The sequence below is a fragment of the Methylotenera versatilis 7 genome (assembly GCF_000799165.1).
Classification (GTDB): domain Bacteria; phylum Pseudomonadota; class Gammaproteobacteria; order Burkholderiales; family Methylophilaceae; genus Methylotenera_A; species Methylotenera_A versatilis_A.
In genome coordinates, this window is sequence record NZ_JUGF01000002.1 from 1,154,857 (window position 1) to 1,181,116 (window position 26,260).

General features: G+C 43.5%; 23 protein-coding genes. 8 read left to right on the forward strand and 15 right to left on the reverse strand.

Annotation, left to right across the window (positions count from 1 at the left end; genetic code table 11):
• Nucleotides 1–30: 30 nt before the first annotated feature.
• On the forward strand, nt 31–873 hold the full coding sequence (locus K370_RS09630; RefSeq protein WP_047541190.1) for a symmetrical bis(5'-nucleosyl)-tetraphosphatase: 843 nt from the start codon (nt 31–33) through the stop codon (nt 871–873).
• Here K370_RS09630 and K370_RS09635 read toward each other — a convergent pair.
• The 8 genes from K370_RS09635 to K370_RS09670 all read right to left on the reverse strand — a co-directional run bounded on the left by K370_RS09635 (nt 845) and on the right by K370_RS09670 (nt 6,763).
• Nucleotides 845–1,510 carry a lysophospholipid acyltransferase family protein gene (locus tag K370_RS09635; protein ID WP_081977190.1) on the reverse strand — a complete coding sequence of 222 codons (666 nt, stop codon included), beginning with the start codon at nt 1,508–1,510 and terminating at the stop codon, nt 845–847. The two genes, K370_RS09630 and K370_RS09635, sit on opposite strands and share 29 nt — an antisense overlap.
• A 100-nt stretch (nt 1,511–1,610) precedes the next feature.
• On the reverse strand, nt 1,611–2,387 hold the full coding sequence (locus K370_RS09640; RefSeq protein ID WP_047541192.1) for a GNAT family N-acetyltransferase: 777 nt from the start codon (nt 2,385–2,387) through the stop codon (nt 1,611–1,613).
• Nucleotides 2,388–2,506: 119 nt separating this feature from the next.
• Nucleotides 2,507–2,959, reverse strand: coding sequence for a glycine zipper 2TM domain-containing protein (locus tag K370_RS09645; RefSeq protein WP_047541193.1), 453 nt, complete (start codon nt 2,957–2,959; stop codon nt 2,507–2,509).
• Nucleotides 2,960–3,055: 96 nt separating this feature from the next.
• Entirely contained in the window at nt 3,056–4,015 is a 960-nt protein-coding gene (locus K370_RS09650; protein WP_047541194.1) for a carbohydrate kinase family protein, read from the reverse strand.
• Nucleotides 4,016–4,194: 179 nt separating this feature from the next.
• A complete protein-coding gene (locus K370_RS09655; RefSeq protein ID WP_047541195.1) occupies nt 4,195–4,761 on the reverse strand; it encodes a TetR/AcrR family transcriptional regulator in 567 nt (188 codons plus the stop codon).
• Nucleotides 4,762–5,064: 303 nt separating this feature from the next.
• Nucleotides 5,065–5,823: a hypothetical protein gene (locus K370_RS09660; protein WP_047541197.1), complete on the reverse strand. Its 759-nt coding sequence runs from the start codon at nt 5,821–5,823 to the stop codon at nt 5,065–5,067.
• Nucleotides 5,824–5,855: 32 nt separating this feature from the next.
• On the reverse strand, nt 5,856–6,266 hold the full coding sequence (locus tag K370_RS09665) for a CopD family protein (protein ID WP_047541199.1): 411 nt from the start codon (nt 6,264–6,266) through the stop codon (nt 5,856–5,858).
• A complete protein-coding gene (locus K370_RS09670; protein ID WP_047541201.1) occupies nt 6,266–6,763 on the reverse strand; it encodes a TlpA disulfide reductase family protein in 498 nt (165 codons plus the stop codon). The genes K370_RS09665 and K370_RS09670 overlap by 1 nt, the downstream gene beginning before the upstream one ends.
• A gap of 139 nt (nt 6,764–6,902) precedes the next feature.
• On the opposite strand from K370_RS09670, the gene K370_RS09675 reads away from it, so the two are divergent.
• The 4 genes from K370_RS09675 to K370_RS09690 all read left to right on the forward strand — a co-directional run bounded on the left by K370_RS09675 (nt 6,903) and on the right by K370_RS09690 (nt 13,444).
• Complete coding sequence (locus K370_RS09675; RefSeq protein ID WP_047541202.1) at nt 6,903–10,805, forward strand: DUF3683 domain-containing protein; 3,903 nt, start codon at nt 6,903–6,905, stop codon at nt 10,803–10,805.
• A 135-nt stretch (nt 10,806–10,940) separates the two neighbouring features.
• Nucleotides 10,941–11,717 carry a hypothetical protein gene (locus K370_RS09680; protein WP_047541204.1) on the forward strand — a complete coding sequence of 259 codons (777 nt, stop codon included), beginning with the start codon at nt 10,941–10,943 and terminating at the stop codon, nt 11,715–11,717.
• A gap of 40 nt (nt 11,718–11,757) precedes the next feature.
• The gene (locus K370_RS09685; RefSeq protein WP_047541206.1) at nt 11,758–12,774 is read left to right on the forward strand and encodes a quinone-dependent dihydroorotate dehydrogenase; all 1,017 of its coding nucleotides are present in this window, start codon (nt 11,758–11,760) and stop codon (nt 12,772–12,774) included.
• Between the two features lie 61 nt (nt 12,775–12,835).
• Entirely contained in the window at nt 12,836–13,444 is a 609-nt protein-coding gene (locus tag K370_RS09690; protein WP_047541207.1) for a glutathione S-transferase, read from the forward strand.
• Between the two features lie 28 nt (nt 13,445–13,472).
• On the opposite strand, the gene clpA is transcribed toward K370_RS09690, so the two are convergent.
• From clpA to K370_RS09725, 7 genes are all read right to left on the reverse strand, one after another.
• Complete coding sequence (gene clpA, locus K370_RS09695; protein WP_047541894.1) at nt 13,473–15,752, reverse strand: ATP-dependent Clp protease ATP-binding subunit ClpA; 2,280 nt, start codon at nt 15,750–15,752, stop codon at nt 13,473–13,475.
• A gap of 70 nt (nt 15,753–15,822) precedes the next feature.
• Nucleotides 15,823–16,134: an ATP-dependent Clp protease adapter ClpS gene (gene clpS / locus K370_RS09700; RefSeq protein WP_047541208.1), complete on the reverse strand. Its 312-nt coding sequence runs from the start codon at nt 16,132–16,134 to the stop codon at nt 15,823–15,825.
• Between the two features lie 91 nt (nt 16,135–16,225).
• Complete coding sequence (locus K370_RS09705; protein WP_047541209.1) at nt 16,226–17,494, reverse strand: HlyC/CorC family transporter; 1,269 nt, start codon at nt 17,492–17,494, stop codon at nt 16,226–16,228.
• A gap of 125 nt (nt 17,495–17,619) precedes the next feature.
• Entirely contained in the window at nt 17,620–18,579 is a 960-nt protein-coding gene (gene secF / locus K370_RS09710; protein WP_047541210.1) for a protein translocase subunit SecF, read from the reverse strand.
• 75 nt (nt 18,580–18,654) lie between these two features.
• Complete coding sequence (secD, locus tag K370_RS09715; RefSeq protein ID WP_047541211.1) at nt 18,655–20,499, reverse strand: protein translocase subunit SecD; 1,845 nt, start codon at nt 20,497–20,499, stop codon at nt 18,655–18,657.
• A gap of 153 nt (nt 20,500–20,652) precedes the next feature.
• Nucleotides 20,653–20,982: a preprotein translocase subunit YajC gene (yajC, locus tag K370_RS09720; RefSeq protein ID WP_047541212.1), complete on the reverse strand. Its 330-nt coding sequence runs from the start codon at nt 20,980–20,982 to the stop codon at nt 20,653–20,655.
• A 52-nt stretch (nt 20,983–21,034) separates the two neighbouring features.
• A complete protein-coding gene (locus tag K370_RS09725) occupies nt 21,035–22,264 on the reverse strand; it encodes a tRNA guanosine(34) transglycosylase Tgt (RefSeq protein WP_047541213.1) in 1,230 nt (409 codons plus the stop codon).
• 206 nt (nt 22,265–22,470) lie between these two features.
• On the opposite strand from K370_RS09725, the gene pssA reads away from it, so the two are divergent.
• The 3 genes from pssA (at nt 22,471) to yedA (ending at nt 26,212) form a co-directional block, all read left to right on the forward strand.
• Complete coding sequence (gene pssA / locus K370_RS09730; protein ID WP_047541215.1) at nt 22,471–23,256, forward strand: CDP-diacylglycerol--serine O-phosphatidyltransferase; 786 nt, start codon at nt 22,471–22,473, stop codon at nt 23,254–23,256.
• Between the two features lie 411 nt (nt 23,257–23,667).
• Nucleotides 23,668–25,221 (forward strand): 2-isopropylmalate synthase, encoded by a 1,554-nt coding sequence (locus K370_RS09735; RefSeq protein ID WP_047541216.1) that lies wholly within the window; start codon nt 23,668–23,670, stop codon nt 25,219–25,221.
• 109 nt (nt 25,222–25,330) lie between these two features.
• Entirely contained in the window at nt 25,331–26,212 is an 882-nt protein-coding gene (gene yedA, locus K370_RS09740) for a drug/metabolite exporter YedA (protein WP_047541217.1), read from the forward strand.
• Nucleotides 26,213–26,260 lie beyond the last annotated feature (48 nt).

A 26,260-nucleotide genomic window follows, 5' to 3' on the forward strand; every position in this document is an offset into this window, starting at 1 on the left:
TGACCATTAACCACCTATAATCAAACCATTATGGCAACTTATGCAATCGGTGATATACAAGGCTGTTATAACGCTTTTATAGCGTTACTCAATCAGCTGCAATTTAATCCCAAAGCGGATCAGCTCAGGTTGGTCGGTGATTTAATTAATCGGGGTGGCGGCTCGCTAGAAGTGTTACGTTGGTGTTATCAGCATCAGTCCTGCGTTAAAGTGGTGTTAGGCAATCATGATTTACATGCTTTGGCAGTGGCACATGAGTTAAAAAAAGCGCATAAAAGTGACACTTTGCACGCCATAATAGATGCCCATGATGGTACTGAGTTGCTGACTTGGTTGCGTAACCAGCCTTTAATGCTGGTTGATCGCGATGAGCATCAAAACGATTATGCAGTCATACATGCAGGTTTGCTACCTCAATGGAGTATTCAAAATGCGTTGGCCTATGCGCATGAGGTGGAAGCTGCATTGCAGGCAGATGATTATCGTGATTTTCTAACACAGATGTATGGCAATACACCCAATATTTGGCAGGATGACTTGATTGGCATGGATAGGTTAAGAGTCATTACCAATGCAATGACTCGCATGCGTATTTGTAGGGCAGGCGGTGAAATGGAGTTTGCATTTAAAGGCGAACTGCAAAATGTGCCTGCAGGCTACATGCCTTGGTTTAAGGTGGCTAATCGACAATCGCAAGCCACAAAAATCCTTTGTGGCCATTGGTCTGCGCTTGGTTTAAGTCAGCACAATAATGTGATTTCATTAGACACTGGTTGTTTATGGGGTGGGCAATTAACGGCTATTTGCCTTGAAACTGCTGTAATTACTCAAGTACAGCACGATGCTAGGGATTTTGTTGCAAAGCCAGTTTAGCGACAATTGCATCATAAGCTTGTTGGGTTAAGTCGCGCCTGTTCTGGGTGCTTGCATGAATCGGTGGTAAAAAATGCAATTCAACGAGAGCATTTTTTTGTTTGATGATTTGCAGCATAGACTCCATTAGGCCAGTTTCACCTGCGTAAGCCATCTCGGTATTGATACTGCCATCTAAATTAACATAACGGATAGCAACTGGCCAAACAGTTGTGTTTGCATTAATGGCCGCTTGTAATACGCTGCTCTTAAAAGCTAAAACCTGTTTACCATCTGTAGTCGTTCCTTCAGGAAAAAAGCAAAGATTATCGCCTTCTGCCAGGCTTGCTGAAGTGATGCCTACGATTTCCCCTGCAACTTGTCTTTTACCTCTATCGATAAACAAAGCATCGGCTTTTTGTGCCAAATATCCAAATATTGGCCAATTTTTAATTTCTGCTTTGGCAATAAAACGTAGTGCAATTTGACTATTTAATGCATGAATATCCGCCCAAGAAATATGATTGGCGACAAACATTGCACCGCGAGTTGAGGTGGGTGGCAGATTGCCTGAGATGATAACTTTGATATGAAAGGCGCGCACTAAGCCACCACACCACCATTTAATGAGCGATTGCTTAGACGCCTTGCTTAACATGGGCAAAATAAATGCAGCTATAATCAGCCCAGTCAGTATATGAAAGAAAACGCGTAGTATTCGATAAGTTCGAACAATTAAGTGACTGTTGTGATGCAAATTATTTTAAGAAATGCGAGGCATATCGACTGTTGATTTTAGATAAAGGTAACATTACCAGCATATCCGCTGTATTGAAATAGGCATCCCATGCAGGTTCACCACAAATGTAGGCGCCCAGTCTTAAATAGCCTTTAATGAGCGGTGGGCAAGCAACTTGCATATGTGGGTTTAAGGCGTGAATTGGCAAGGGCGTATGTGGAAACACACGGTATTCCGCAGGCGATAAATATTCGTCTTTCAGCTTGTGATACAAGCTCGCTGCCATGTGCCCGCCGTCATTAATAGGGACGCTGCCGCAACCAATCATGTACTCATAATTGTGCATTTGCATATATTTAGCTAACCCTGCCCACAGCATGGTAATGGTGCCGCCATTGCGATAATTTTGATGCACACATGCGCGGCCTACTTCAACTGTGCTTTTGAATAAGTGTGATAAGCGGGTTAGATCAAATTCGCCGGCCGAGTAATAACCACCGGCTTCGTTGGCTTTTTCTGGGTTCAGGATGCGATAAGTGCCGATGACTTGATGTGTCACACTTTCGCGCACCAGTAAGTGTTCACAATATGCGTCAAAGCCGTCGATGTCTAAGCCGCCAGTACCAGAAAGTTGCGCGCCCATTTCTTCTGCAAATACTTTGTAGCGCAAGCGTTGCGCTTCTGCAACCTCTGCCGGATTGCGCGCCAGGCTGATGCTTAGGCCTTTTTGTTGATGATTGGATTGTAGTACTTTAGGTTGTACTAATAGTGGTTTTGCTAACTTGCTGTCAGACATAACATCTCTCCTTTATTTTTGAGAGATGTTATGTGCTTAATATGAATGAATCATGAAAATAAGATGACTAAATGGTGACACCAGTATAAATGGTGTCACTATTAAAGGTGAATTGATAGTTAATGCGTTACGCGCGAAGTGTCTGAATTTTCAACAATACGTACTCTATCACCAGGTTTAAACTCTTCGTCAGCTTCTTGCACAATAGCCACCATAGAGCCGCCATCTAATTTAACCGTGATTTCAAGGCCGTCTTTGCGGGTAACGCCTTCTTCAAGAGCTGAGCCAGCAAGTCCACCTGCAATAGCGCCAATGACAGCAGCAATTGCACTGCCACGGCCACCACCAATCGAACTGCCTGCTATACCGCCGACCGCGCCACCGCCAATCGTACCCACCGGGCTTTTTGTACCTTCTAATTTAACCGTGCGTACACTTTCTACCACGCCGGTTTTAACTGTTTGTACTTTACGGGCATCGTCACGTTTGTATACGCTGCCGGAATTAGAGCTCGCGCAAGCGACTGTTAAAATAGATAAGATTGCCACAATCAATAGTTTTGAGAATTGCATAATGGGTTCCTTTTAATTATTAAGATTTTATTCGTTATTTAGATACTATCTTCTTAGTCCATTTAACCAGTATTTGGTTTTACTAGCGACTACTTTTTACTTATTTGAAGCGGCTTGCTCAGTACTTACTTCTGCTAATAATGCTTGTGTATAAATATTCTCAATTTCAATACGCGTTGGTTTATGATTTTGTCCACCACGGCTTGCGATTTTAATTGCGCCCATGGTCGAGGCTAATCGTCCACAAGTGAGCCAATCCCAGCCGTTAGCAATGCCATATAATAAACCAGCGCGATACGCATCACCACAACCAGTCGGATCGACAATCTTTTCAGCCTTAACGCACGGCACGTCATAACGTTGACCATCTGCATAAATATGTGAGCCATTGGCGCCCAAAGTTACGACCAATGCTTTCACTTTGCTGGCTAATTGCTCAAGGCTTAAGCCGGTTTTGTCTTGAAGCACTTGTGCTTCGTAATCATTTACTGCCAAATAAGTTGCCATTTCAATGAAGTGGAGCAACTCTTCACCATTAAACATAGGTAGGCCTTGGCCAGGATCAAACATGAAAGGAATGCCAGCCTCAAAACACTCTTTAGCATGTTGGAACATGCCGTCGCGACCATCCGGTGCAATAATCGCTAAACTGACTTCTTGGGCATTTTTTACGCTGTTTTGGTGTGACTCCACCATTGCACCTGGGTGAAATGCCGTGATTTGGTTGTCATCAATATCTGTTGTGATAAAGGCCTGTGCGGTAAAGCTCGCCTCAATTTTTTTAATGTGCTGGGTGTTGATGTTGTTTTGATTTAGCCAACTGGTATAGCTGCTAAAATCCTCACCTACTGTCCCCATAATTAATGGTTTGCCTTCGAGCAGTTGTAGATTGTAGGCAATATTGCCTGCAGTGCCGCCAAATTCGCGTCGCATCTCTGGCACATAAAAAGACACGCTTAAAGAGTGAATTTTGTCAGGCAGGATATGGTTTTTAAATTGATCCTGAAACACCATGATAGTGTCGAAAGCGAGAGAGCCACAAATGAGCGTATGCATAGTAATACCGTTTTTTGAAAACGGTATTATCTTAGAGCAAGTATAGAGTGGCAAGGGAAGTTTTGACTGCAGTGAATGCGGTAAGGTAAAGCGCAGGCAGAATGAAAGTCAAAAGTGAAAATTAACCATTGATTGTTACGATTAATTACTTATGATGCTTTGAATGTTTGAACTTAACTCTATGGCTGTTTAATTGCGCCGTCAATTAAAATTTTAGCCGCTTTCTTTGCGTATTTTATGGCGCCAGAACCACGCTTCATTTGTTCAGCTTGCGCTGCGCCTTCAAACAGCAGTGATAGCTGTAACGCTAAACCATCGGCATCTTTAATATTGGCATCAGCGGCTAATTTGCTGATAAATTGTCTAAATTCACGCGATTGCAATGAAGATAGTTTATGAATGGCATTTTCTTCGTTGGGGAACTCTGCAGAAGCCTTAATAAAGCCCACACCGATAAATGCAGAGGAGTTGACCCATTCTTCAATATAGTCAAACAACAGTTGAATTTTTTCAGCAGGCTTTTTAGTGCCAGCATTCAATTTTTCATTTAACCAGCTTTGAAAGTCTTGCTGGCTTTTTTGCAGTACTTCAATGATTAATTGTTCTTTTGTATGGAAGTATTTGTAAAGCGTCATTTTTGTGGTGCCAGCAACGGCAACAATCGTATCTACACCAGTAGAGTTGATTCCTCTAGTATGGAATAAATCAGTCGCGACTAATAAAATCTTGTCTTTTAAAACACTCATAAAATGAGTATAGCATGAGATTAATTGGCTTTGTCAAATATACCTTTGAGTAATGTTTTTTCGATAAATATATTTAAGTGTTAATTTAAGTAACTAATATTAAAAGTAAAAATAAATTAACTATTTATTTGATGTGTTTAATTATACTTAGTGGTATATCTTATACATAGGGCTGATTTGAAGGTGGCTGTTGTGAGGTGTGTGTGAAAAAAGATGATTGGGTTACAGTTCGAAGTTGTACATTTGGTATGCGCTAAAGATTTCAGGACCTGAAATCTAGAGGGGGAAGTGAAGTGTGGATTGTCAGCCTTTGGAGTTGGCCATTAACATGGGTGTGTAGTTGCAGCGAACCATATCTAATAAGTGCTGCACCAATTTTTGGTCTTCGATATTGGTTGAAATCTGCCCTAAGACAACATTCTCAAAATATACTTTTTTAGAGGAGTCGGGCAATTGTATTGCCTCAATCAGTTGGCAGTTCCCTTTGCGCATTTGATCAAGCTGCGCAAGCAATGCGGCGGTTTGTTGCGGGCTGGCTATTTGGCTTGCATTAACTGCAGTGTATGGGGTTGTTTGCGCGACTTGTTGGCTGGAAGGTAAATCAGTTTTGTTATGTATAAACAAGCTGCCTGTAACGATTAATGCGCCTAAAAAGCTGGCCGCAATTGCATAGGCAGAGGTTTTTGCGATACGAAATTCCTTTTCAGTTTGCGCTGCAATAAGTGCGCTGGCTGCATTTTTGGCATGGCTCAAGCTCAGTTGGTTGTTGGTCTGAAGTTTTTCTTGCGCGGCTGCAACAGCCATAAAATACAGTTGGCTTGCCAGCATTTCCGGTAGCGCCGCACCTGCTTTAGTAGCTTCTATGGCTAAAAAATCTTGTAAATGATGATTGGTCGGCAATGTGGAGTGAGAGGTTGATGCTACAGGCTGCTGGGCATAAGGCGCATCAAGCCAGTCTTCCAGGATATCAAAAAGACTTAACAGTCTTGCTTGTGGTTTGTTGCTCGATTTTTTGAGCATGCGAATGAACCAGTCTGAATTGATTAAGTCTAGATTGTCCATATTTAAGCTTACTTAACCTTGAGTCGCTTATTTTAAAAAGGTTTTACTACTGCCAGAATGACAATGGCAAATAATACCAATACAGGCATTTCATTAAACCAGCGATACCACACGTGGCTATGCGTATTTTTCCCGGCGGCGAAAGCGCGCATCAATTTTCCGCAATACATATGATAAGCGATTAAGCCAGCAACCAATAGTAGTTTGGCATGCAGCCAGCCACCTTTAATGCCATAACCCAGCCAAAGCCACAGGCCAAAGACAATTGCCAGTACCGCCAATGGCAACGTGAAACGATATAGCTTATGCTCCATTAAGCTGAGTCGTTCTTGCGTGGCAGCGTCTTGAGTCATGGCGTGATTGACAAATAATCGCGGCAAATAAAATAAGCCGGCAAACCAGCTTATGACGAAAATAATATGCAATGCTTTAATCCAAAGCATTATTTCGCCAGTTCGATATTCAATAAGTGGTGTAGTTTAACAAAATCCAGCTCGCCAATTGTGCGCTGTAAGCGATTACCTTGTTTATCAAAAATGAACGCGGTGGGCGTTAGGTTAACGCCGCCAAACGCTTGAGTAATTTCAGACAAGCCATCATGCATCACGGGGAAGGGCAGTGATTTTTGACGCGTGTAGTTAAGCACCTGAGCCGGTGGATCGTAAGGCATTGCAACAGAAATAATTTCAAGGCCTTTGGTTTTGTAGTTGTTATAAGTTTTTATTAAGTCGGGCATTTCTTTAATGCAGCCAGGACAGTCGGTGGCCCAGAAGTTAACCAGCACGACTTTGCCTTTTAAATCAGCCATGCTGATTTTCTTGCCTTCAATAGTGGTAAATGTGACTGCAGGCGCTTGTGATTTATTGCTGAGGTTTAAGCCCAAAAATAATAATAAAGCCAGAATGGCAGCGGGAATGATTAATTTTTTAATGATTGGCATCGTATAATTTTAACGCTTTTTATGCATAATTTGTTATCAATAACCATAGAACGCTTGTAGTTATTTGGCGGTCTACAGCATGTTATAATTAACTATTAAATTTAGCCCATTTTTATCCAAAAGATAAACACAAACATAGATGAATGCACCTATTCCCGCTGAAATTTTACAATCAGAGCCTGCTCCTGCGGTGCGTCTGCGCGAAATTCCCTATAACTACACCTCATTCTCCGACCGCGAAATCGTTATTCGGTTCTTGGGCGAAGAGATTTGGGATGTTTTAAATGCGCTGAGAGGCGAACGCAAAACAGGTCGCAGTGCGCGCATGCTGTTCGAAGTGCTGGGTGATTTGTGGGTGGTGAGCCGTAATCCCTATTTGCAAGATGATTTGCTGGATAACCCTAAGCGTCGAAAAGCGTTGATTGATGCACTTTATCATCGCATTAAGGCTATTGATGAGCGTAATGTTAATGGCAATAGCAGTGGCAACGAAAAAGTACAGAAACTGGTCAGCGCTGTTACAAAAGCCGTTGAAAAATTTGCTGAAGACTTTCGCCAAACATATGACTTGCGCAAAAAAGCATTAGCCAAATATAGCAAAATCACACGCAAGGATAATATTCAGTTTGATGGACTTGCGCGTGTTTCACACGTGACGGATGCTACCGACTGGCGTGTTGAATATCCATTCGTGGTGCTTAATCCGGATATTGAGATTGAAATTGCCGCGTTAGTTAAAGCCAGTATTGAATTGGGTTTAACGGTTATCCCACGCGGAGGCGGCACGGGTTATACGGGTGGTGCAATCCCACTGACACCGTTATCTGTGGTAATTAATACGGAAAAACTGGATCGTCATACGGGCGTGCAAATGCGCACTTTACCTGGCGTAGCGCGCCAAGTTGCAACTATTGAATGTGGCGCAGGCGTAGTCACGCGGCGCGCGATGGAGGCGGCAACTGAGGCGGGGCTAGAGTTTGCTTGCGATCCGACCAGTGCAGACGCGAGTTGTATCGGCGGTAATGTGGCCATGAACGCCGGCGGCAAGAAGGCTGTGCTATGGGGTACTGCGCTGGATAACTTAGCGTCATATCGCATGGTTACGCCAGATGCGACTTGGATTGAGGTAGAGCGTTTAGATCATAACCTTGGCAAAATCCACGATATCGAGATGGCGAGATTCAAAATCACGCGCTTTGATATTGATCTAAAAACGCAATTAGGTGAGCCTGAGATTATTGCGATACCTGGGCCAAGCTTTAGAAAAGTAGGTTTGGGTAAAGACGTTACCGATAAGTTTTTAAGCGGCTTACCCGGTATTCAAAAAGAAGGTTGCGATGGATTAATTACCAGCGCCACTTTTATTCTGCACCGCATGCCAAAATATGTGCGTACTATTGCTTTAGAGTTCTTTGGCAATGTGTCACATGCCGTACCGGCAATTGTTGAGATTAAAGACTATCTTGATGCGACTGCCAAACCAGATCCAGCGGCTCCTAATAAGCCATTGGTCATTATGGCTGGCCTGGAGCACATGGATGAGCGCTATATTAAAGCGGTTGGTTATGCCACTAAAGCGGCAAGACAGCAACGCCCGAAAATGGTGTTAATTGCAGATATCGCTTCTGACGATGAAAACGCGGTCGGCGAAGTTGCCTCAGCCATGGTGCGTATGTGTAATGCCAAAAATGGCGAAGGTTTCATTGCTGTTTCAGGCGAGGCGCGTAAAAAGTTCTGGCTAGATCGCGCGCGAACAGCCGCTATTGCCAAACATACCAACGCCTTTAAAATCAACGAAGACGTCGTGATTCCGTTGCCTAAATTGGGCGAATATTCTGATGGTATCGAGCGCATTAATATTGAGCTTTCCATTCATAATAAGCTTAAATTAGTGGATGCCTTAGAAGAGTTTATGCAGACGGATTTGCCGCTGCAAGCGGATGAGGATGGCAATGCTGATGCGCAAATGGTGCATTCTAAACAAGTCATGGCATTGCAATTGCTGCGTGATTTACGGGAGAAATGGCGTTTAATTTTAAACACGCTAGATGAACCTGTCAGCGTATTAGGCAAACTTGGTGCGCCGTATAGCCAGTATGAGAATGTATTCCGCGCTGTGCAATCATACGATTTGCGTATCTCTTGGAAGCGTGAACTAAAACGCCCAATGGCGGATATTTTTGCTGGGCGAGAGTATCAAAAAATCTTGGCGCGTTTTGATGAAATTCATAAAGCCGTGCTTAAAAGCCGCGTATTTATTGCCTTGCACATGCATGCAGGCGATGGCAACGTGCATACTAATATTCCCGTTAACTCTGATGATTACGGCATGATGCAGCAAGCACATGCGGCGGTTGATCGTGTGATGGCGCTGGCTAAAGGTTTAGATGGCGTGATTTCAGGTGAGCATGGTATCGGTATCACCAAAATGGAATACTTAGACCAGGCCACCATTGATACTTTTACCGCATACAAAAATAAAGTAGACCCAAACGGCCACTTTAATAAAGGTAAATTGTTGATGGGTTCTGGGCTTGAGAATGCTTATACGCCTAGCTTTGGTTTGCTGGAGCAAGAGTCTATCATCATGGAACAGTCTGCCATTGGCGAAATTGCAGATGACATCAGTGACTGTTTGCGTTGCGGGAAATGTAAGCCGGTCTGCACAACGCATGTGCCGAGGGCGAACCTTTTATACAGCCCGCGTAATAAAATCTTGGGTACATCACTGTTAATTGAGGCGTTTTTGTATGAAGAGCAAACACGTCGGGGCATTTCGTTAAAGCATTTTGATGAGTTTAACGATGTAGCCGACCATTGCACGGTTTGTCATAAGTGTTTAAATCCATGCCCTGTAGACATTGATTTTGGTGATGTATCAATCAAAATGCGTAACTTTTTGCGCGAGCAAGGCAAAAAACAATTTAACCCTGGCACCGCAGCTGGGATGTTGTTTTTAAATGCTAAAGATCCTGCCACCATTAAGTTTTTACGCACCACCATGATTGGTTGGGGTTATAAGGCACAAAATATTGCACATGCTTTTGCGAAAAAACTGGGCCTGCTTAAAGATAAGATTCGTCCTCCTGCCACAGTCGGTAAGCCGGAAATCAAGGCGCAGGTGATTCATTTTATCAATCGACCTATGCCTAGAAAAATGCAGTCTAAAACCTCACGCGCCATGCTAGGTGTGGAAGATGACAGCATGATTCCAGTCATTCGTAATCCGAAAAAAGTCACTGAAGACTCTGAAGCGGTATTTTATTTCCCTGGCTGCGGCTCTGAACGCTTGTTTTCAAACGTGGGGCTAGCGACACAAGCGATGCTGTATGAAGTCGGCGCAATCACCGTATTGCCGCCTGGGTACTTGTGCTGTGGCTACCCGCAAACATCAGCAGGCAACCATGATAAAGGTCAGGAAATCACTGCGGATAATCGCGTATTGTTCCACCGTGTTGCTAATACCTTGAATTATTTGGATATTAAAACGGTAATCGTGTCTTGCGGTACGTGTATGGATCAACTGCAAAAATACGAATTTGAGAAAATATTCCCAGGTTGTAGGCTGTTAGATATTCACGAGTACCTAATGGAAAAAGACATGCGTTTGCAAACGGTGACAGGTACACGCTATATGTATCACGACCCATGCCATACGCCCATGAAAACCTATAAGCCATTAGAAGTCACTAATAAGTTGATGGGGCAAGACGTGCAGCTGAGCGACCGTTGTTGTGGTGAAAGTGGTACTTTCGCTGCTGCTCGACCTGACATTGCCACGCAAGTTAAATTCCGCAAGCAAGAGGAGCTGGAAAAAGGCATGAATAAAATGGGCTTAACGGTTGGTAAACCTGAAGAGCAGGTAAAAATACTCACCAGTTGTCCAAGTTGTCTGCAAGGTTTAGCGCGTTATGGCGACGACACGGGTATTGAAGCGGATTACATCGTTGTTGAAATGGCGAAGCATATTCTGGGTGAAAACTGGATGGAAGAATATGTGGAAAGAGTGAACAATGGTGGGATTGAGAAGGTGTTGTTGTAATACTGAGAGCAGATTGAAATGGCTTGATGACGGAAATTATCATCATTATGGCCATTACTTTTTGTTCTTATTTCAGAGTTAACTAACTTTAAGCGTGAGGGATGCACTAATCGACGTTAATCAAAAGTGCGTGACATGAATAAGTTAATCCTCTCTTTACTCTTATTATTTCAAAGCTCTTTAACATTAGCGGCAACTGAAAATGGTCGCTGGCATGCTGGTATTGGGGATGCGACTATCTTTGGATGGATAACCGTTGCGTTTTATTTACTGGCTGTTGCGCGTTGTGTAGTAAAGGCAAAGGCTTCTAAAAAGTTTGGCGGTAATTATCAGTTTTGGTTGTATTTGGCTGTTTTCTTGCTATTTTTAGGGCTCAATAAACAACTGGATTTGCAAAGTTGGTTTACTGAAACGCTTAAAGATAGCGCGCAGGCACATGGTTGGTATGAGCATAGAAGGCCTGTGCAAGTGGCTTTTATAGTGGCGCTAGGTTTCGGCATGCTGATTGCGCTAATCTCTTTTAGATTATTTTTAGCAAATACATGGCGCAACTATAAACTCACTTGGGTGGGAATTATTTTGCTTTGCACATATATTTTAATACGTGCCGCATCATTTCATCATGTTGATTTGCTTATCCATTCTGAGATTTTAGGATTGAGCATAAACGTGCTTATGGAAATTGGTGCGATTCTGCTGATTATCGTTGGGACATATTTCAATAAGAAACCAAGTGGCTTGTTGCTTGCCGACACGATTTCAGTACGTGATTATGTTGAAATCGAAAAAGAAGGCGATATCGTCAGATGCCCGCAGTGTGGCACTCAGCCACTGTCAAAGACGCGCGATGATCGTTTATTTAAATGCCGTTCGTGCGGCTTTAAATATACAGTGCATGTGATTGGTGTTTAGCGCTGTCTAGAATCGATTTAACTCACGTAAAATAGCGATTATGAATTACTACCAACTTGCAAAACCTTTACTGTTTCAGTTTGATGCGGAAATCGCTCACGATATCACTTTAAAAAGCCTTAAGTACGCTGAAAAATCCGGATTGTTGGCACTTTATCCAAAGCCGCCTGTTTGTCAGTCAAGACAAGTAATGGGATTAAGCTTCCCTAATCCAGTTGGCCTTGCAGCGGGTTTGGATAAGAATGGTGCGGTTATCGATGGCATGGCTGCATTGGGCTTCGGCTTTGTTGAGGTGGGCACTGTTACACCACGTGCACAACCAGGCAATCTTAAGCCGCGTTTATTCCGAGTGAAAGAAGCGCAGGGTGTGATTAATCGCTTTGGCTTTAACAATCTGGGTGTCGATAATTTAATCGAGAATGTAAAATCGGCTCAATATAAAGGTGTGCTGGGCATTAATATCGGTAAAAACTTTGATACACCCATGGAAAACGCAGTAGATGATTATTTAATTTGCATGAAAAAAGTGTACGAACATGCCAGTTACATCACAGTAAATATATCGTCACCCAACACTAAAAACTTACGTGCCCTGCAAGAGAAAGAGGCGTTATCCAGTTTGCTTGCCAGTTTGAAATCGGAGCAAAATAAATTAGCACAGCAACACGGTAAATATGTGCCAATCACTTTAAAAATCGCGCCGGATTTAACCCAGGAACAAGTGGTTGAAATTGCCGATTTACTAATGCAACACCAGATTGATGGCGTGATTGCCACAAATACGACGCTGGCGCGTGATGTAGTAAAAGGTATGAAAAATGGCGATGAAACAGGTGGATTGTCGGGCGCACCAGTGCGTAATCAATCAACGATTGTGATTCAGCAACTTTCAAAACAATTGCAAAATGCGCTACCGATTATTGGCGTGGGCGGTATATTAAGCGGCGCAGATGCCGTTGAAAAAATTGCTGCAGGTGCGGATTTGGTACAAGTATATAGCGGGCTGATTTATCAAGGGCCTAAGCTGGTGCGTGATATTTGCACAGCATTAGGTTAATTCAATCGTAGACTTAACCCTATTTTTTAGGCATAAATAGGGTTAAGTTATTAGAGTTTGTATGCTTCCAATTTTATATTCCTATCGTCGTTGTCCTTACGCCATGCGCGCCAGACTGGCGATTAACGTGGTCGACATTACAGTTGAAATACGCGAAATATCATTGCGTGACAAGCCAGCTCATTTATTACAGGTATCGCCAAAAGGCACCGTGCCCGTGTTGATATTGCAAAATGATATCGTGATTGAACAAAGCTTAGACATTATGTTTTGGGCTTTACAGCAATACGATCCGCAAGATTGGCTGGATGCCGATTTTGGCAAAATGCAGACATTAATCACTGAGAACGACACGCATTTTAAACAAGTGCTGGACCGCTATAAATATCCTGAACGCCATCCGCAATTGACACAGACGCATTATCGCCAGCAGGGCGAGATATTTTTACAGCGGCTAGAGGTGTTACTTAATCAACATATTTATTTGCTTAAAGATACTGCCAGTCTGGCTGATATGGCGATTTTTCCATTCGTACGCCAGTTTGCGGCGGTCGATTTAACTTGGTTTGAATCGTCAAAATACCCGAAATTGCAAAATTGGCTTAATGCTTTAACGCACTCAGTGTTATTTGAACGCGTGATGGAAAAACAGCCAACCTATCTTGCATAAGTTGGCTGTTGATAATGCCTATTAAATTTTAATCCGCCGTTGCCAGCAATTCATCACGTGATTGGTTATCTTTGCTAAAAACCAGTTTTACTTGGTCTTTGTCATCGATATCGACATGCACGACTCCGCCATTTGCCAATTTCCCAAATAGTAATTCGTCTGCCAAGGCTTTACGAATCGTATCCTGAATCAAACGCGCCATCGGGCGTGCGCCCATTTGCGGGTCAAAACCTTTTTTACCTAGATAGGTTTTAAGCGCATCGCTAAATGTGACATCCACTTTTTTCTCATGCAATTGGTCTTCTAATTGCATCAAGAATTTATCCACCACACGGATGATAATATCTTGCGTCAGGCTGCCAAATGACACGGTTGCATCTAAACGATTGCGGAACTCTGGTGAGAATAGGCGTTTAATATCCACTTGCTCATCACCAGCTTCTTTGGAATTGGTAAATCCAATACTTGATTTAGCCAGATTCTCAGCGCCTGCATTCGTCGTCATGATAATCGTGACATTTCTAAAGTCCGCTTTTCGACCATTATTGTCAGTCAAAGTACCGTGATCCATCACCTGCAACAGAATATTGAAAATATCTGGATGCGCTTTTTCAATCTCATCTAACAATAGAACGCTGTAAGGCTGTTTGGTGATTGCTTCGGTCATCAAGCCGCCTTGCTCAAAGCCAACGTAGCCAGGAGGCGCACCAATCAAGCGACTCACCGCATGGCGTTCCATGTATTCACTCATATCGAAGCGAATCAATTCAACGCCCATGATATAAGCCAACTGTTTGGCAACTTCGGTTTTACCCACACCAGTTGGACCGCTGAATAAGAAGCTACCGATCGGTTTGTTGCTTTGACCCAAGCCGCTACGTGCCATTTTGACTGCTGATGTCAGCGCTTCAATCGCTTTATCCTGGCCAAAAACTACTGCTTTTAAATCGCGTTCCAATGTTTTAAGTGCATTGCGGTCATCGCTGGAGATATTTTTGGGCGGAATGCGTGCAATTTTAGCCACGATGTCCTCAATCTCTTTATTGCCAATGACTTTTTTCTGCTTGTTCTTAGGCAAGATGCGTTGCGCGGCACCTGCCTCATCAATCACATCGATTGCTTTGTCTGGCAAATGGCGGTCATTAATGTATTTGGCAGCTAGCTCAGCCGCTGTAGTTAACGCACCAGCACTGTATTTCACGCTATGATGTTCTTCAAAACGAGATTTCAAGCCTTTTAAGATTTCAATCGTTTCAGCGATACTTGGTTCAACCACATCTACTTTCTGGAAACGGCGTGATAAAGCATGATCTTTTTCAAAGATGCCACGATACTCCTGATAAGTGGTCGCGCCGATGCATTTGAGTGTGCCGTTTGAAAGTGCTGGTTTAAGCAAATTAGAAGCGTCTAACGTGCCGCCGCTGGCTGCTCCTGCGCCGATTAAGGTATGAATTTCGTCAATAAATAGAATTGCATCCGGTTTTTCAGCCAGTTGTTTCATGACGGCTTTTAAGCGTTGCTCGAAATCACCACGGTATTTGGTGCCAGCCAATAGCGCACCCATATCCAATGAGTACACCGTTGCATTCGCCAATACATCCGGGATTTCTTTTTCAACGATGCGACGTGCCAAACCCTCTGCAATCGCAGTTTTACCTACACCGGCTTCACCAACAAGTAGGGGGTTGTTTTTACGGCGACGGCATAGTGTTTGAATCACGCGTTCAATTTCTGGACCACGACCGATAAGCGGGTCAATTTTGCCAGCCAATACTTGAGAGTTTAAATTAAGGGTGAAGCTTTCAAGCGCGCCATTAGGTGCAGCTTCGGCATCGGCATCGGTTTCGGTTCCTTCAGGTTTCGCATCACCTTCTGGCACTTTAGCCACGCCATGCGAAATAAAGTTAACCACATCTAAACGGGTAATACCTTGTTGGTGCAGGAAAAATACCGCATGTGAATCTTTTTCACCAAAGATCGCTACCAGCACGTTAGCGCCAGTGACTTCTTTTTTGCCTGATGATTGCACATGCAGCATGGCGCGTTGGATGACGCGTTGAAAGCCGAGCGTTGGCTGTGTATCGACTTCTTCTGTGCCATTAACAGTCGGCGTGTGTTCTTCAATGTAATGATTCAGCTCGGTACGCAGTACATCAAACTTTGCGCCACACGCACGCAGCACTTCTGCTGCAGTAGGATTATCAATCATTGCTAGCAGTAAATGCTCAACCGTAATGAGTTCATGACGCTTTTGTCTTGCGTCCATGAATGCCATGTGCAAACTTACTTCAAGTTCTTGCGCGATCATTTTGTACCAACTTTCATTTACTTTTACATTCTCTGCCAGCATCCGCTGGTGCTTTTACATTTCTCACTACCTAGGCTGGCTCTGTTACACACTGCAAGGGATGTTGCGATTCTTGAGCATGCGTTAAAACCTGTTTCATTTTGGTTTCCGCGATATCTTGCGGATAAACACCACAGACTCCAATGCCTTCCGTATGTACTTTGAGCATAATTTGCGTCGCTTGTTCACGGCTTTTGTTAAAAAAACGTTCAATCGTTTCTACAACAAACTCCATTGGCGTGTAGTCGTCATTTAACAGCAACACTTTGTACATCGCAGGCAGTTTTGGCTTAACTGCACTGGGTTTAATTGCAAGGTCTTGGTTTGGGTTTGTGTTAGCCATGTGCTACTTTGTTAATTACTTAATACTATTTTGAGCCGACTACAGAAAATTTCAAGCCCAATATGAGTAGGGATATAGAGATTAAATCCAATTAAGGGAAGATTTTGACGCTTTTAACGATCCTATCTTGCGTCTGCATGATTTCAAGCGTGTGACCATTAATTCTAAAACTGGTGCCAGGTTCAGGAATATCTTCAAAATGTTCCAGTATCAAGCCGTTAAGTGTGCGTGGCCCATCTAGCGGTAAATTAATATTGAGTTTTTTATTTAAATTACGTAATGCACTGCTGCCGTCAACCAGCCAGCTACCATCAGTTTCTTGGCGATAGCTGCCAACACGACTGGGTGACTGGGTAGTAAAGTCGCCAATCACCTCTTCTAAAATATCTTCCAGCGTAACTAAACCTTTAAACTCACCGTATTCATCTACCACTAAAGCAATGCGTTCCTGATTTTCTTGAAATTGCTGAATTTGCGTATAAAGCGGCGTACCAGAAGGAATGAAGTAAGGTTCGCTGATAATTTCACGTAAGGTTTCTTTGCTAATCTCTGCATCCTGCTGATAACTGCGCAGATTAATTACTTTGCGTATATGAATAATGCCAATAATTTCCTCGTTGTCACCTTCGCGCGCAGGGAGGCGCGTGTGGTGGCTGTTTGAAATGCGCTGCAGAATATCATCAATCGGCGCGTCAAAATCAATTACTTCAACCATTGTATGCGCGGTCATCACGTCATCTACCGTGATTTTTTCCAGATCAAACAAGTTAAGTAAAATGGTTCGGTGCTTTTTAGGCATAAAATGTCCGGCATCCGTCACAATGCTGCGTAATTCATCCATGGTGAGCGATTGCGAGCGCTCACTAAAGTTGATATTCACTCTTAATAGCTTAAGCAAACCTTCAACAAATAGATTGATAAACCAAACGGCGGGGTACAACAGTTTTAAAAGTGGATACAGAACATAGCTGCATAAAATGCCGAGCTTTTCCGGGTATGCGGCCGCGATTACTTTTGGAGATATTTCGCTGAAGACTAGTATGGCGAAAGTCACGGATAGCGTGCCTGTCATCAATATCCATTCGCCTTCACCAAACAGTTCCACAGTGATAATGGCGACAAGTGTTGCCGATGCGGCATTCGCAAAGTTGTTGCACAACAGAATCACACCAAGTAGTTTGTCAGTTTTGGCGAGTAAGCTGCTAGCTAATCGTGCACCACGGTTACCTTCTTTAACCAAATGCCGCAGCCGATAACGGTTGAGCGACATTAAGCTGGTTTCAGCAACAGAGAAAAAGCCAGAAATAAGCAGAAGCAAGGCTAGAACGCCAAGCTGATAGGGAATCGGAATATTATCCAAGTAGCGTTAGATCAAAAAATAAACAGGTAGTCAGTTTACCTGTTTATTTATTTAAAAATCAAGAGGTTAAGATTTTTTTGTGAGTTGGTTCCGGTTTGAATAGATGTTTTGATGAATGTATTTAATTAAGATAGTGCTTCTGCGGTGTTATCAGAATCCTTTTTATTAGCATCTTTTTTCTCAGTGTCACCAATTAAGTTAGCGCGACTTACCCCTAAATACATCGCAACCGGGCAAGCAACCAATACAGAAGAATAGATACCGAATAGGATACCAATAGTGAGTGCTAGTGCAAAGTTATGCAGCACTTCGCCACCGAATAACAACATTGAACCGACCATGGTTTGTGTCATCAAGTGAGTAATCACTGTGCGTGACATCGTACGTGTGATTGCGTTATCAATCACTTGCACCACGCTGGCTTTACGCATTTTGCGGAAATTCTCGCGCACGCGGTCAAATACTACAACTGATTCATTCACTGAATAACCTAAAACTGCCAGAATCGCAGCGAGCACGGTTAAGTTAAATTCCCACTGGAAAAAGGCAAAGAAGCCTAAAATAATCACCACGTCATGCATATTGGCGATAATTGCCGCTACCGCGAAACGCCATTCAAAGCGTATCGCCAAGTAAGCCATAATGCCTGCGCAAACCAGTAATAGTGCTAATCCGCCGCTTGCATATAGTTCGTCGCCGACTTGCGAGCCAACTGATTCCACGCGACGCACTTCGGCAGATGAATCTGCTGTTTGTAAAGCTTTTGTGACCGTTTCAGATAATTGTGCAATCGACATGTCTTTTTTAAGTGGTAGGCGAATCAACACATCGTGGCTGGTACCAAAATTTTGGACAGTGACATCCTTTAAGCCGATTGAGTCGACTGCTTTACGGATGCTATCGATATTTGCAGATTGCGGATAATTCACTTCCATCACCGTGCCGCCAGTGAAGTCAACGCCGTAATGCAGGCCTTTAGACCAAAGAAAAAATATCGCCACAAAAAAAGTGATGAGCGAGACAGCCGTGGTTAAACGGCCATAACTCATGAATGGGATGTCTTTTTTAATTCTGAAAAATTCCATAATCCATACTCTATATAAAATTAGCTGCTAAATTGCTAAGGTTAAATTCTTAGCAAATTGAAATTTAATCGAAGTTTAACCTTTATAAATCTGGCCGATTGAAAGGTTGGTCACTTTACGGCGGTAGCCATAAATCAGATTCACAATCGCACGCGACACTAGAACTGCGGTAAACATAGACGTTAATATGCCCAACACGTGTACTACGGCGAATCCTTTAATTGGGCCTGTACCAAACATAAACAAGGCAAAACCAGCAATCAGTGTTGTCACGTTGGAGTCTAGAATCGTGTCAAATGCTCTGTCGTAGCCTGCATGAATACTGGCTTGTGGCGTGTTGCCATTGCGTAACTCTTCACGAACCCGTTCGTTAATCAGTACGTTCGCGTCAATCGCCATACCCAGAGCCAACGCAATCGCCGCTAAACCTGGCAGGGTGAGTGTCGCTTGTAACATCGAAAGCAGAGCGACCAGTAACAGCAGGTTAATACCCAGCGCTAATACAGAAACGCCACCAAAAACCATGTAGTAAATCATCATCATCACCGCGATTGCAGCAAAACCCCACAGTGTAGAATGTACGCCACGTTTGATGTTTTCTTCACCCATGCTTGGGCCAACGGTACGTTCTTCAATGATTTCCATTGGTGCGGCAAGCGCGCCAGCACGTAGCAACAGTGCAACATCGGTGGCTTCCTGCGTATTACTCATGCCGGAAATCTGCACACGGCCGCCGCCGATTTCTTCGTTAATCACTGGCGCAGTAATCACTTCAGTATTGCCTTTTTCAATCAGCAAAATCGCCATGCGCTTGCCCACGTTGTCGCGAGTGACATTTTTAAATATACCAGCACCGCGACCATCTAACGTGACATTCACAATTGCGCCGCCAGTTTGATTGTTAACACCCGGGCCAGCATCAGTAATACGATCGCCGGTTAACACCACATTCTTTTTAACTAGAATTGGATTACCTTCACGGTCTTTATACACTTCGTCACCAAAAGGCACTTGGCCTTTGAGAGCAGCTTCAAGCGTTGCCATGTCTTTTTTATCTTCATCCACCATGCGAATTTCAAGCGTTGCAGTACGGCCTAAAATTTCCTTGGCTTTTGCAGTATCCTGAACGCCTGGTAGTTGCACAACAATGCGGTCAAGACCTTGCTGTTGCACAATTGGCTCAGCTACGCCTAACTCATTGATACGGTTATGCAATGTTTGCAGGTTTTGTTTGAGTGCGAATTCCTGAATTTTCTTTTTCGCGGCTTCACCAATGGTGGCTGTTAATACTTGTTCTTTGCCATCAGTTGAATCATTCAGCGTTAAGTCGGGGAAGTCTTTGCTTAGTACTTTACGTGCGGCATCTAAATCTTTTTTATCGCTAAAGCGCACCTGGACTTTTTGGCCTTCGCGCGCGATACCGAAGTAATTTACTTTTTCGCGGCGTAGCGCTGTGCGGAAATCGCCCACGCTGCTTTCGGCTGATTTATCCAATGCCGCTTTCATATCCACTTGCAGCAGAAAATGCACACCGCCACGTAAATCCAAACCCAGATACATGGGTTTTGCGCCAATGCCTAATAACCAGTTTGGTGTTTGGGATAGTAAATTCAACGCAACTGTGTAATCTTTACCTAGGCTAGCGATTAATTTATCTTTTGCTTTAATTTGCGCCTCAGGATCCGCAAAACGCACTTTCACACCGCTTGCATCCAGGTAAATACCATTAAACGGCACATTCGCTAATTTCAGCGTCGCTTCTACTTTGCTTAATAAAGCTGCGTCGGCCTTAAGCGATGTTTTCGCCGGACTAACCTGTACAGCAGGCGATTCACCAAAAAAGTTAGGTATGGTATATAGCAAGCCAATCAGAATGACAACGGCAATTAGAATGTATTTCCAGGTAGGGTAGCGGTTCATAAGTGCGGCTCAAAAATACTAAATTGCTGATTTAATTCAGAAGCAAATTTTAGTTTAAATAAAGATGTTAGTTTAAAAAGTTAATGGTTTTTTTAAGGGGTAAATTTTAAGCAAACTTGCTAGCTGAAAATCCAGCTAGCGCTCAAATGTTTCTTAAATACCTTTAATCGTACCCGGCGGCAACAAAGTTTGCACCGCATGTTTTTGTACATTAATCGTAGTATTCGCAGCAATTTCAATGCTCAAAAAGCTATCGCCCACTTTGGTGATTTTGCCAATCACGCCGCCAGTAGTCGCCACTTCGTCGCCCGCTTTAAGTGCTTCAATCATAGCTTTTTGCTGTTTAGCCTGTTTCATTTGCGGGCGAATCAGCATAAAGTAAAACAAGACAAAAATAATTAAAATAGGCAAGAAGCTCACTAAATCACCACCTGGTGCGGCAGGAGCTGCGTGTGCGTTACTGATAAATAGGTTGTTTAACATACGAAATAACTTTCAAATAATTTTTTAACTGTGCGATTTTAGCACAGACTGTTCAGCTTGAGAGGCGTGCGCGGTTTGCTGCAAATTCTGACTTAAATGCTTCAAATTTTCCTGTTTCAATCGCGCCACGCATGCCTTGCATTAATACTTGGTAATAGTGCAAATTGTGGATGGTGTTTAAGCGTGCGCCTAAGATTTCGCCCACTTTATGCAGGTGATGCAAATAAGCACGCGTAAAGTTGCGACAGGTATAGCATGCACAATCGGCATCTAGCGGCTGCGTGTCCTGTTTATAAAACGCATTCTTGATTTTAATATCGCCATATTGCGTAAATAACCAGCCATTGCGTGCGTTGCGGGTAGGCATTACGCAATCGAACATATCGACACCTTGTGAAACAGCAGCAACTAAATCTTCTGGCGTGCCGACGCCCATTAAATAGCGTGGTTTATTTTGCGGCATTTTTGGGGCAGTGTGCGCCAAGATGCGCAACATATCCTCTTTTGGTTCGCCAACAGAAAGTCCGCCAATCGCAAAGCCGTCAAAATCAATATCGACTAAACCGTTTAATGAAACGTCACGTAAATCTTCAAACATTCCGCCCTGAATAATGCCAAATAGCGCATTTGTGTGATTGCTCACGCTTGCGGCGTTGGCTGCGTCTTCAACAGCTGGTCGTGCTTTATGTACTGCCTGCGCTGTTTCATCCTTGCCGCCTTGCATGCGCATCGCTTCGTCTATCGTGATTCCTTGTAATTTATCAAAAGCATCCTTACTACGTTTTGCCCAGCGCAAACTTAACTGCATGGAGTCACTCGCTTCTTTATGCGTGGCGGGGTAGGGCGTACATTCGTCAAAAATCATGACAATATCTGAGTTAAGTACCTTTTGAATGCGCATGGATTCTTCGGGTGTTAAAAAACACGTATCGCCGTTGATGGGCGATTTAAATTTAACGCCTTCTTCTGAGATTTTGCGCATTGCGCCCAAACTCCACACTTGAAAACCGCCAGAGTCGGTGAGAATCGGCTTATCCCAACCCATAAATTTATGCAAGCCGCCATGCGCGGCAATCACTTCTAGGCCAGGGCGTAGCCACAGGTGAAAAGTATTGCCGAGCACGATATGTGCATCGATTTCGGCTAGTTCTAAAGGTGACATGGCTTTAACCGTGCCATAAGTGCCAACGGGCATAAACGCAGGTGTTTGCACATCGCCGTGCGCCAAACTGACTGTACCACGACGCGCGAGACCGTCGGTTTTGTGAAGGGTGAATTGCATATTTGAACCTAAATTGAGGCGTTAATTTTAAGCCGCGATACTATCATAAGCGAGCACTTACATTAAAATTACGGCGCAGTAAACCTAGTGTATTGTTGCATCATCGAAAAACTTAACCCTATTTATTGGTTAACTTTTTAATTAGAACAAGCAAAATAAGCTTGCTTTGATATACTTAACACAATTTTATTAGCAGGCTAAATACAATGGCTGTCGTTAAACCACGTGCACCACGCAAACAAGTCGATACCTTAAAATCGCGCGGCATTTATTTGCTACCGAATTTGTTCACCTCAGCCGCTTTATTTGCTGGCTTTTATGCCATCGTGCAGGCGATGAATTTCAATTTTGAGCAATCTGCGATTGCCATTTTTATTGCTATGGTGATGGATGGATTGGACGGGCGTGTGGCGCGAATGACCAATACGACCAGCGCGTTTGGTGCAGAATATGACAGCTTGTCTGATATGGTGTCCTTTGGTGTGGCGCCGGCATTAATAATGTATGTGTGGGCGCTTAAGCCGATGGGTAAATTGGGCTGGATAGCCGCTTTTATTTATTGTGCCTGCGCGGCGTTAAGATTGGCGCGTTTTAATACCAAGTTAGATGATGAGTTTCAAGACAAACGTTATTTCCAAGGCTTACCAAGTCCAGCGGCGGCAGCGTTATTAGCGGGTTTTGTCTGGGTGGCGTATGAGTATGACGTGGATGGCCGCGAAATATTTTTTGGCGCATTGCAGATGAAATGGATGGCTTGGGGCTTAACGGTTTTTGCGGCGCTTAGTATGGTCAGTGATCTTAAGTTTTACAGCGGAAAAGATATTAATTTAAAACAAAGCGTACCTTTCGTGGCTATTCTGGCGATTGTTCTGGCATTTGTACTGATCTCATATAGCCCGCCAGAAGTTTTGTTTACTGTTGTTTTGGTGTACGCGTTATCTGGTTACTTTTTGTGGGCAAAGTCGCGCGCTGCAAAAAAGCCTACAAATTAGATTGATATAAGGCGCTGTTATATTCAGGTATTGCTAAATTGAAAAAATCGTTTGGCATAAATGCACGATTAACTACTTGAAAAGCCAGTATTAAATACTTATACTAATTACATGTTGAATCATTTCACATTTCAAGCAATCTCTTTTTACGCAGGCTTATTTTTAAGCCTTGCTTTAGCATTGGCTGCGCTACGTCCAGCCATGCTGCTGCGCGTCAGCGCACAATAATCCCCCACCCCATTAAGTAATTTTATGCTCACTGTTTTTTTACAGTGTTCAGAGTAGCTGTGATTAATCAATAGTTACTCTGGCTAGTTAACAGTACAGTGAGTAAAATGATTGTATTTGTAGCTTTATGCGCAATTGATTCACTCATAATCAAAGCAAGCTACAGCATTAGGAATAAAAAACATGAACACAGCAAACCAAACGAATAACCAAATTGTTATTTTTGATACCACTTTGCGCGATGGTGAACAAAGCCCTGGCGCATCGATGACTAAAGAAGAAAAAATCCGTATCGCCCGCCAACTTGAAAAATTGGGTGTCAACGTGATTGAAGCAGGTTTTGCAGCTGCCAGCCCAGGTGATTTTGAGGCGATTTCTGAAATCGCTAAGATAGTGAAAAACTCCACTGTTTGCTCGCTTGCCCGCGCCAGCGAAAATGATGTGCGACGTGCAGGCGAAGCGATTAAACACGCTGCATCTGGTCGTATACATACGTTTATCGCCACCAGCAAAATCCATATGGAAAACAAGTTGCGCATGACGGAAGACCAAGTGGTAGAGCGCGCAGTACAGGCCGTCAAATGGGCATTGGAATATACGCCTGATGTGGAGTTTTCTGCCGAAGACGCTGTGCGTTCCGATATCGACTTTTTAGTGCGTGTATTTGATGCGGTAATCGAAGCGGGCGCTAAAACCATCAATGTGCCAGATACGGTAGGCTATTCAATCCCGGCGCCATGGGGCGAAACGATGGCGACTTTAATTAAACGTGTTAAAAATTCAGATAAGGTAATTTGGAGTACGCATTGCCATAACGATTTAGGTATGGCGGTTGCCAACTCATTGGCAGCAGTGATGGGCGGTGCTCGCCAAGTGGAATGTACCATCAATGGCTTGGGTGAACGTGCAGGTAACGCCAGCTTGGAAGAGGTGGTGATGGCGATCAAAACCCGCAGCGATATTTTTAATTTGACCACGCGTATTGATACTACGCAAATCGTGCCGACTTCTAAATTGGTTTCTACGATTACTGGTTACCCGGTGCAGCCGAATAAGGCAATCGTTGGTGCGAACGCATTTGCGCACGAAAGTGGCATTCATCAGGATGGCGTGTTAAAACATCGCGAAACCTATGAAATTATGCGTGCAGAAGATGTGGGCTGGAATGCGAATAAATTAACTTTGGGTAAATTGTCCGGACGTAACGCCTTTAGAACGCGCTTGAAAGAGTTGGGCATAGAATTGGAATCCGAAGACGCAATGAATGCTGCTTTTGCTCGCTTTAAAGATTTAGCAGATAAAAAATCAGAGATTTTTGATGAGGATTTGCACGCTTTAGTTAGTGATGAATTTGTGCATGAGGCCAGTGAAAATTACAAATTGGTGTATTTGCAAGTTGCATCGCAAACAGGCGAAGTACCACATGCCATTATTACTTTATCTGACAACAGTGTAGAAAAACGTGCAGAAGCAGATGGCGGTGGCCCTGTAGATGCGACGTTTAAAGCGATCGAAAGCATGGTCAATAGTGGTGCTGAATTGCAATTATATTCGGTGAATAACATTACCAGCGGCACCGATGCGCAGGGTGAAGTGACCGTGCGCTTAGCCAAAGGCGGGCGTATCGTGAACGGACAGGGCGCCGATACCGATATTGTGGTGGCGTCAGCCAAGGCATACTTGAATGCATTGAATAAATTGCATTCAAAAGACGAAAAGATGAATCCGCAACTTTAATTTTTTGTAAAATCGACCAAATACTTCGTTACTTTTCGCTTGCCGTACTTATTGTACTGTCTGCGCTCAAGTGTCTCGTCTTTGGCCGATATAACAAAAAATATATGCTATGCATCGTAAAAATCAAACTTTATTCATCTTTTTAGCACTGTTTTGCACCTACTTTATCTGGGGTTCAACTTACTTAGCGATTAAGTTTGGCATTGAGAGTTTTCCGCCTTTTTTAATGGGCGGCATACGTTTTACGGTCGCTGGTGCTTTGTTGTATATGGTGATGCGTTTTCTTGGTTCGCCGAATCCAACAAAACAGCAATGGCTGGGCGCAACAGCAGTAGGTATTTTGTTGCCAGCACTAGGAAACGGCACGGTCTGTTATGTACAGCAGACGGTTTCCTCTAGCGTCGCGGCGCTTTCTATTGCTACTGCGCCGATTTGGATGGCGATTTTTGCATCCATCTGGGGCCATAAAATCACGCGCCGAGAATGGCTGGGTATTGCTGTTGGTTTGGTTGGTATTGTGCTGCTAAACGTGGGTGGTAGTTTGCATGGCGAAATATTCAGTGCCTTTTTATTGATCTTCGCTGCAGCGACTTGGTCATTTGGTTCTGTATGGAGTAAGTATTTAAGTATGCCGACCGGGTTAATGGCGCCTGCCTGTCAAATGTTAACAGGTGGTGTTGCTTTATTGATTTTCAGTGCATTGCAAGGTGAGCAGTATCCAGCTGTGATTAGCTTGAAATCTTGGGCGGCGATGTTGTTTTTAATTGTATTAGGTTCGCTAGTTGCTTACAGCGCCTACCAGTATTTGCTTAAAACTGTGCGACCATTGGTTGCCAGTAGCAATACCTTTGTTAATCCCATTGTGGCATTTGGGCTAGGCATCTGGTTGGCAAGTGAGCATGTCACCTCAACTGAATATATTGCGCTGGCGGTGATTTTAGTTGGTGTATTTTTAGTACTTTCTGCGGGCAATGAAAATATAGAGCAATAGATGCAGCAAGCTGCTTTGTTCTTACCTCTGTATTCTGATTGTCGTGAT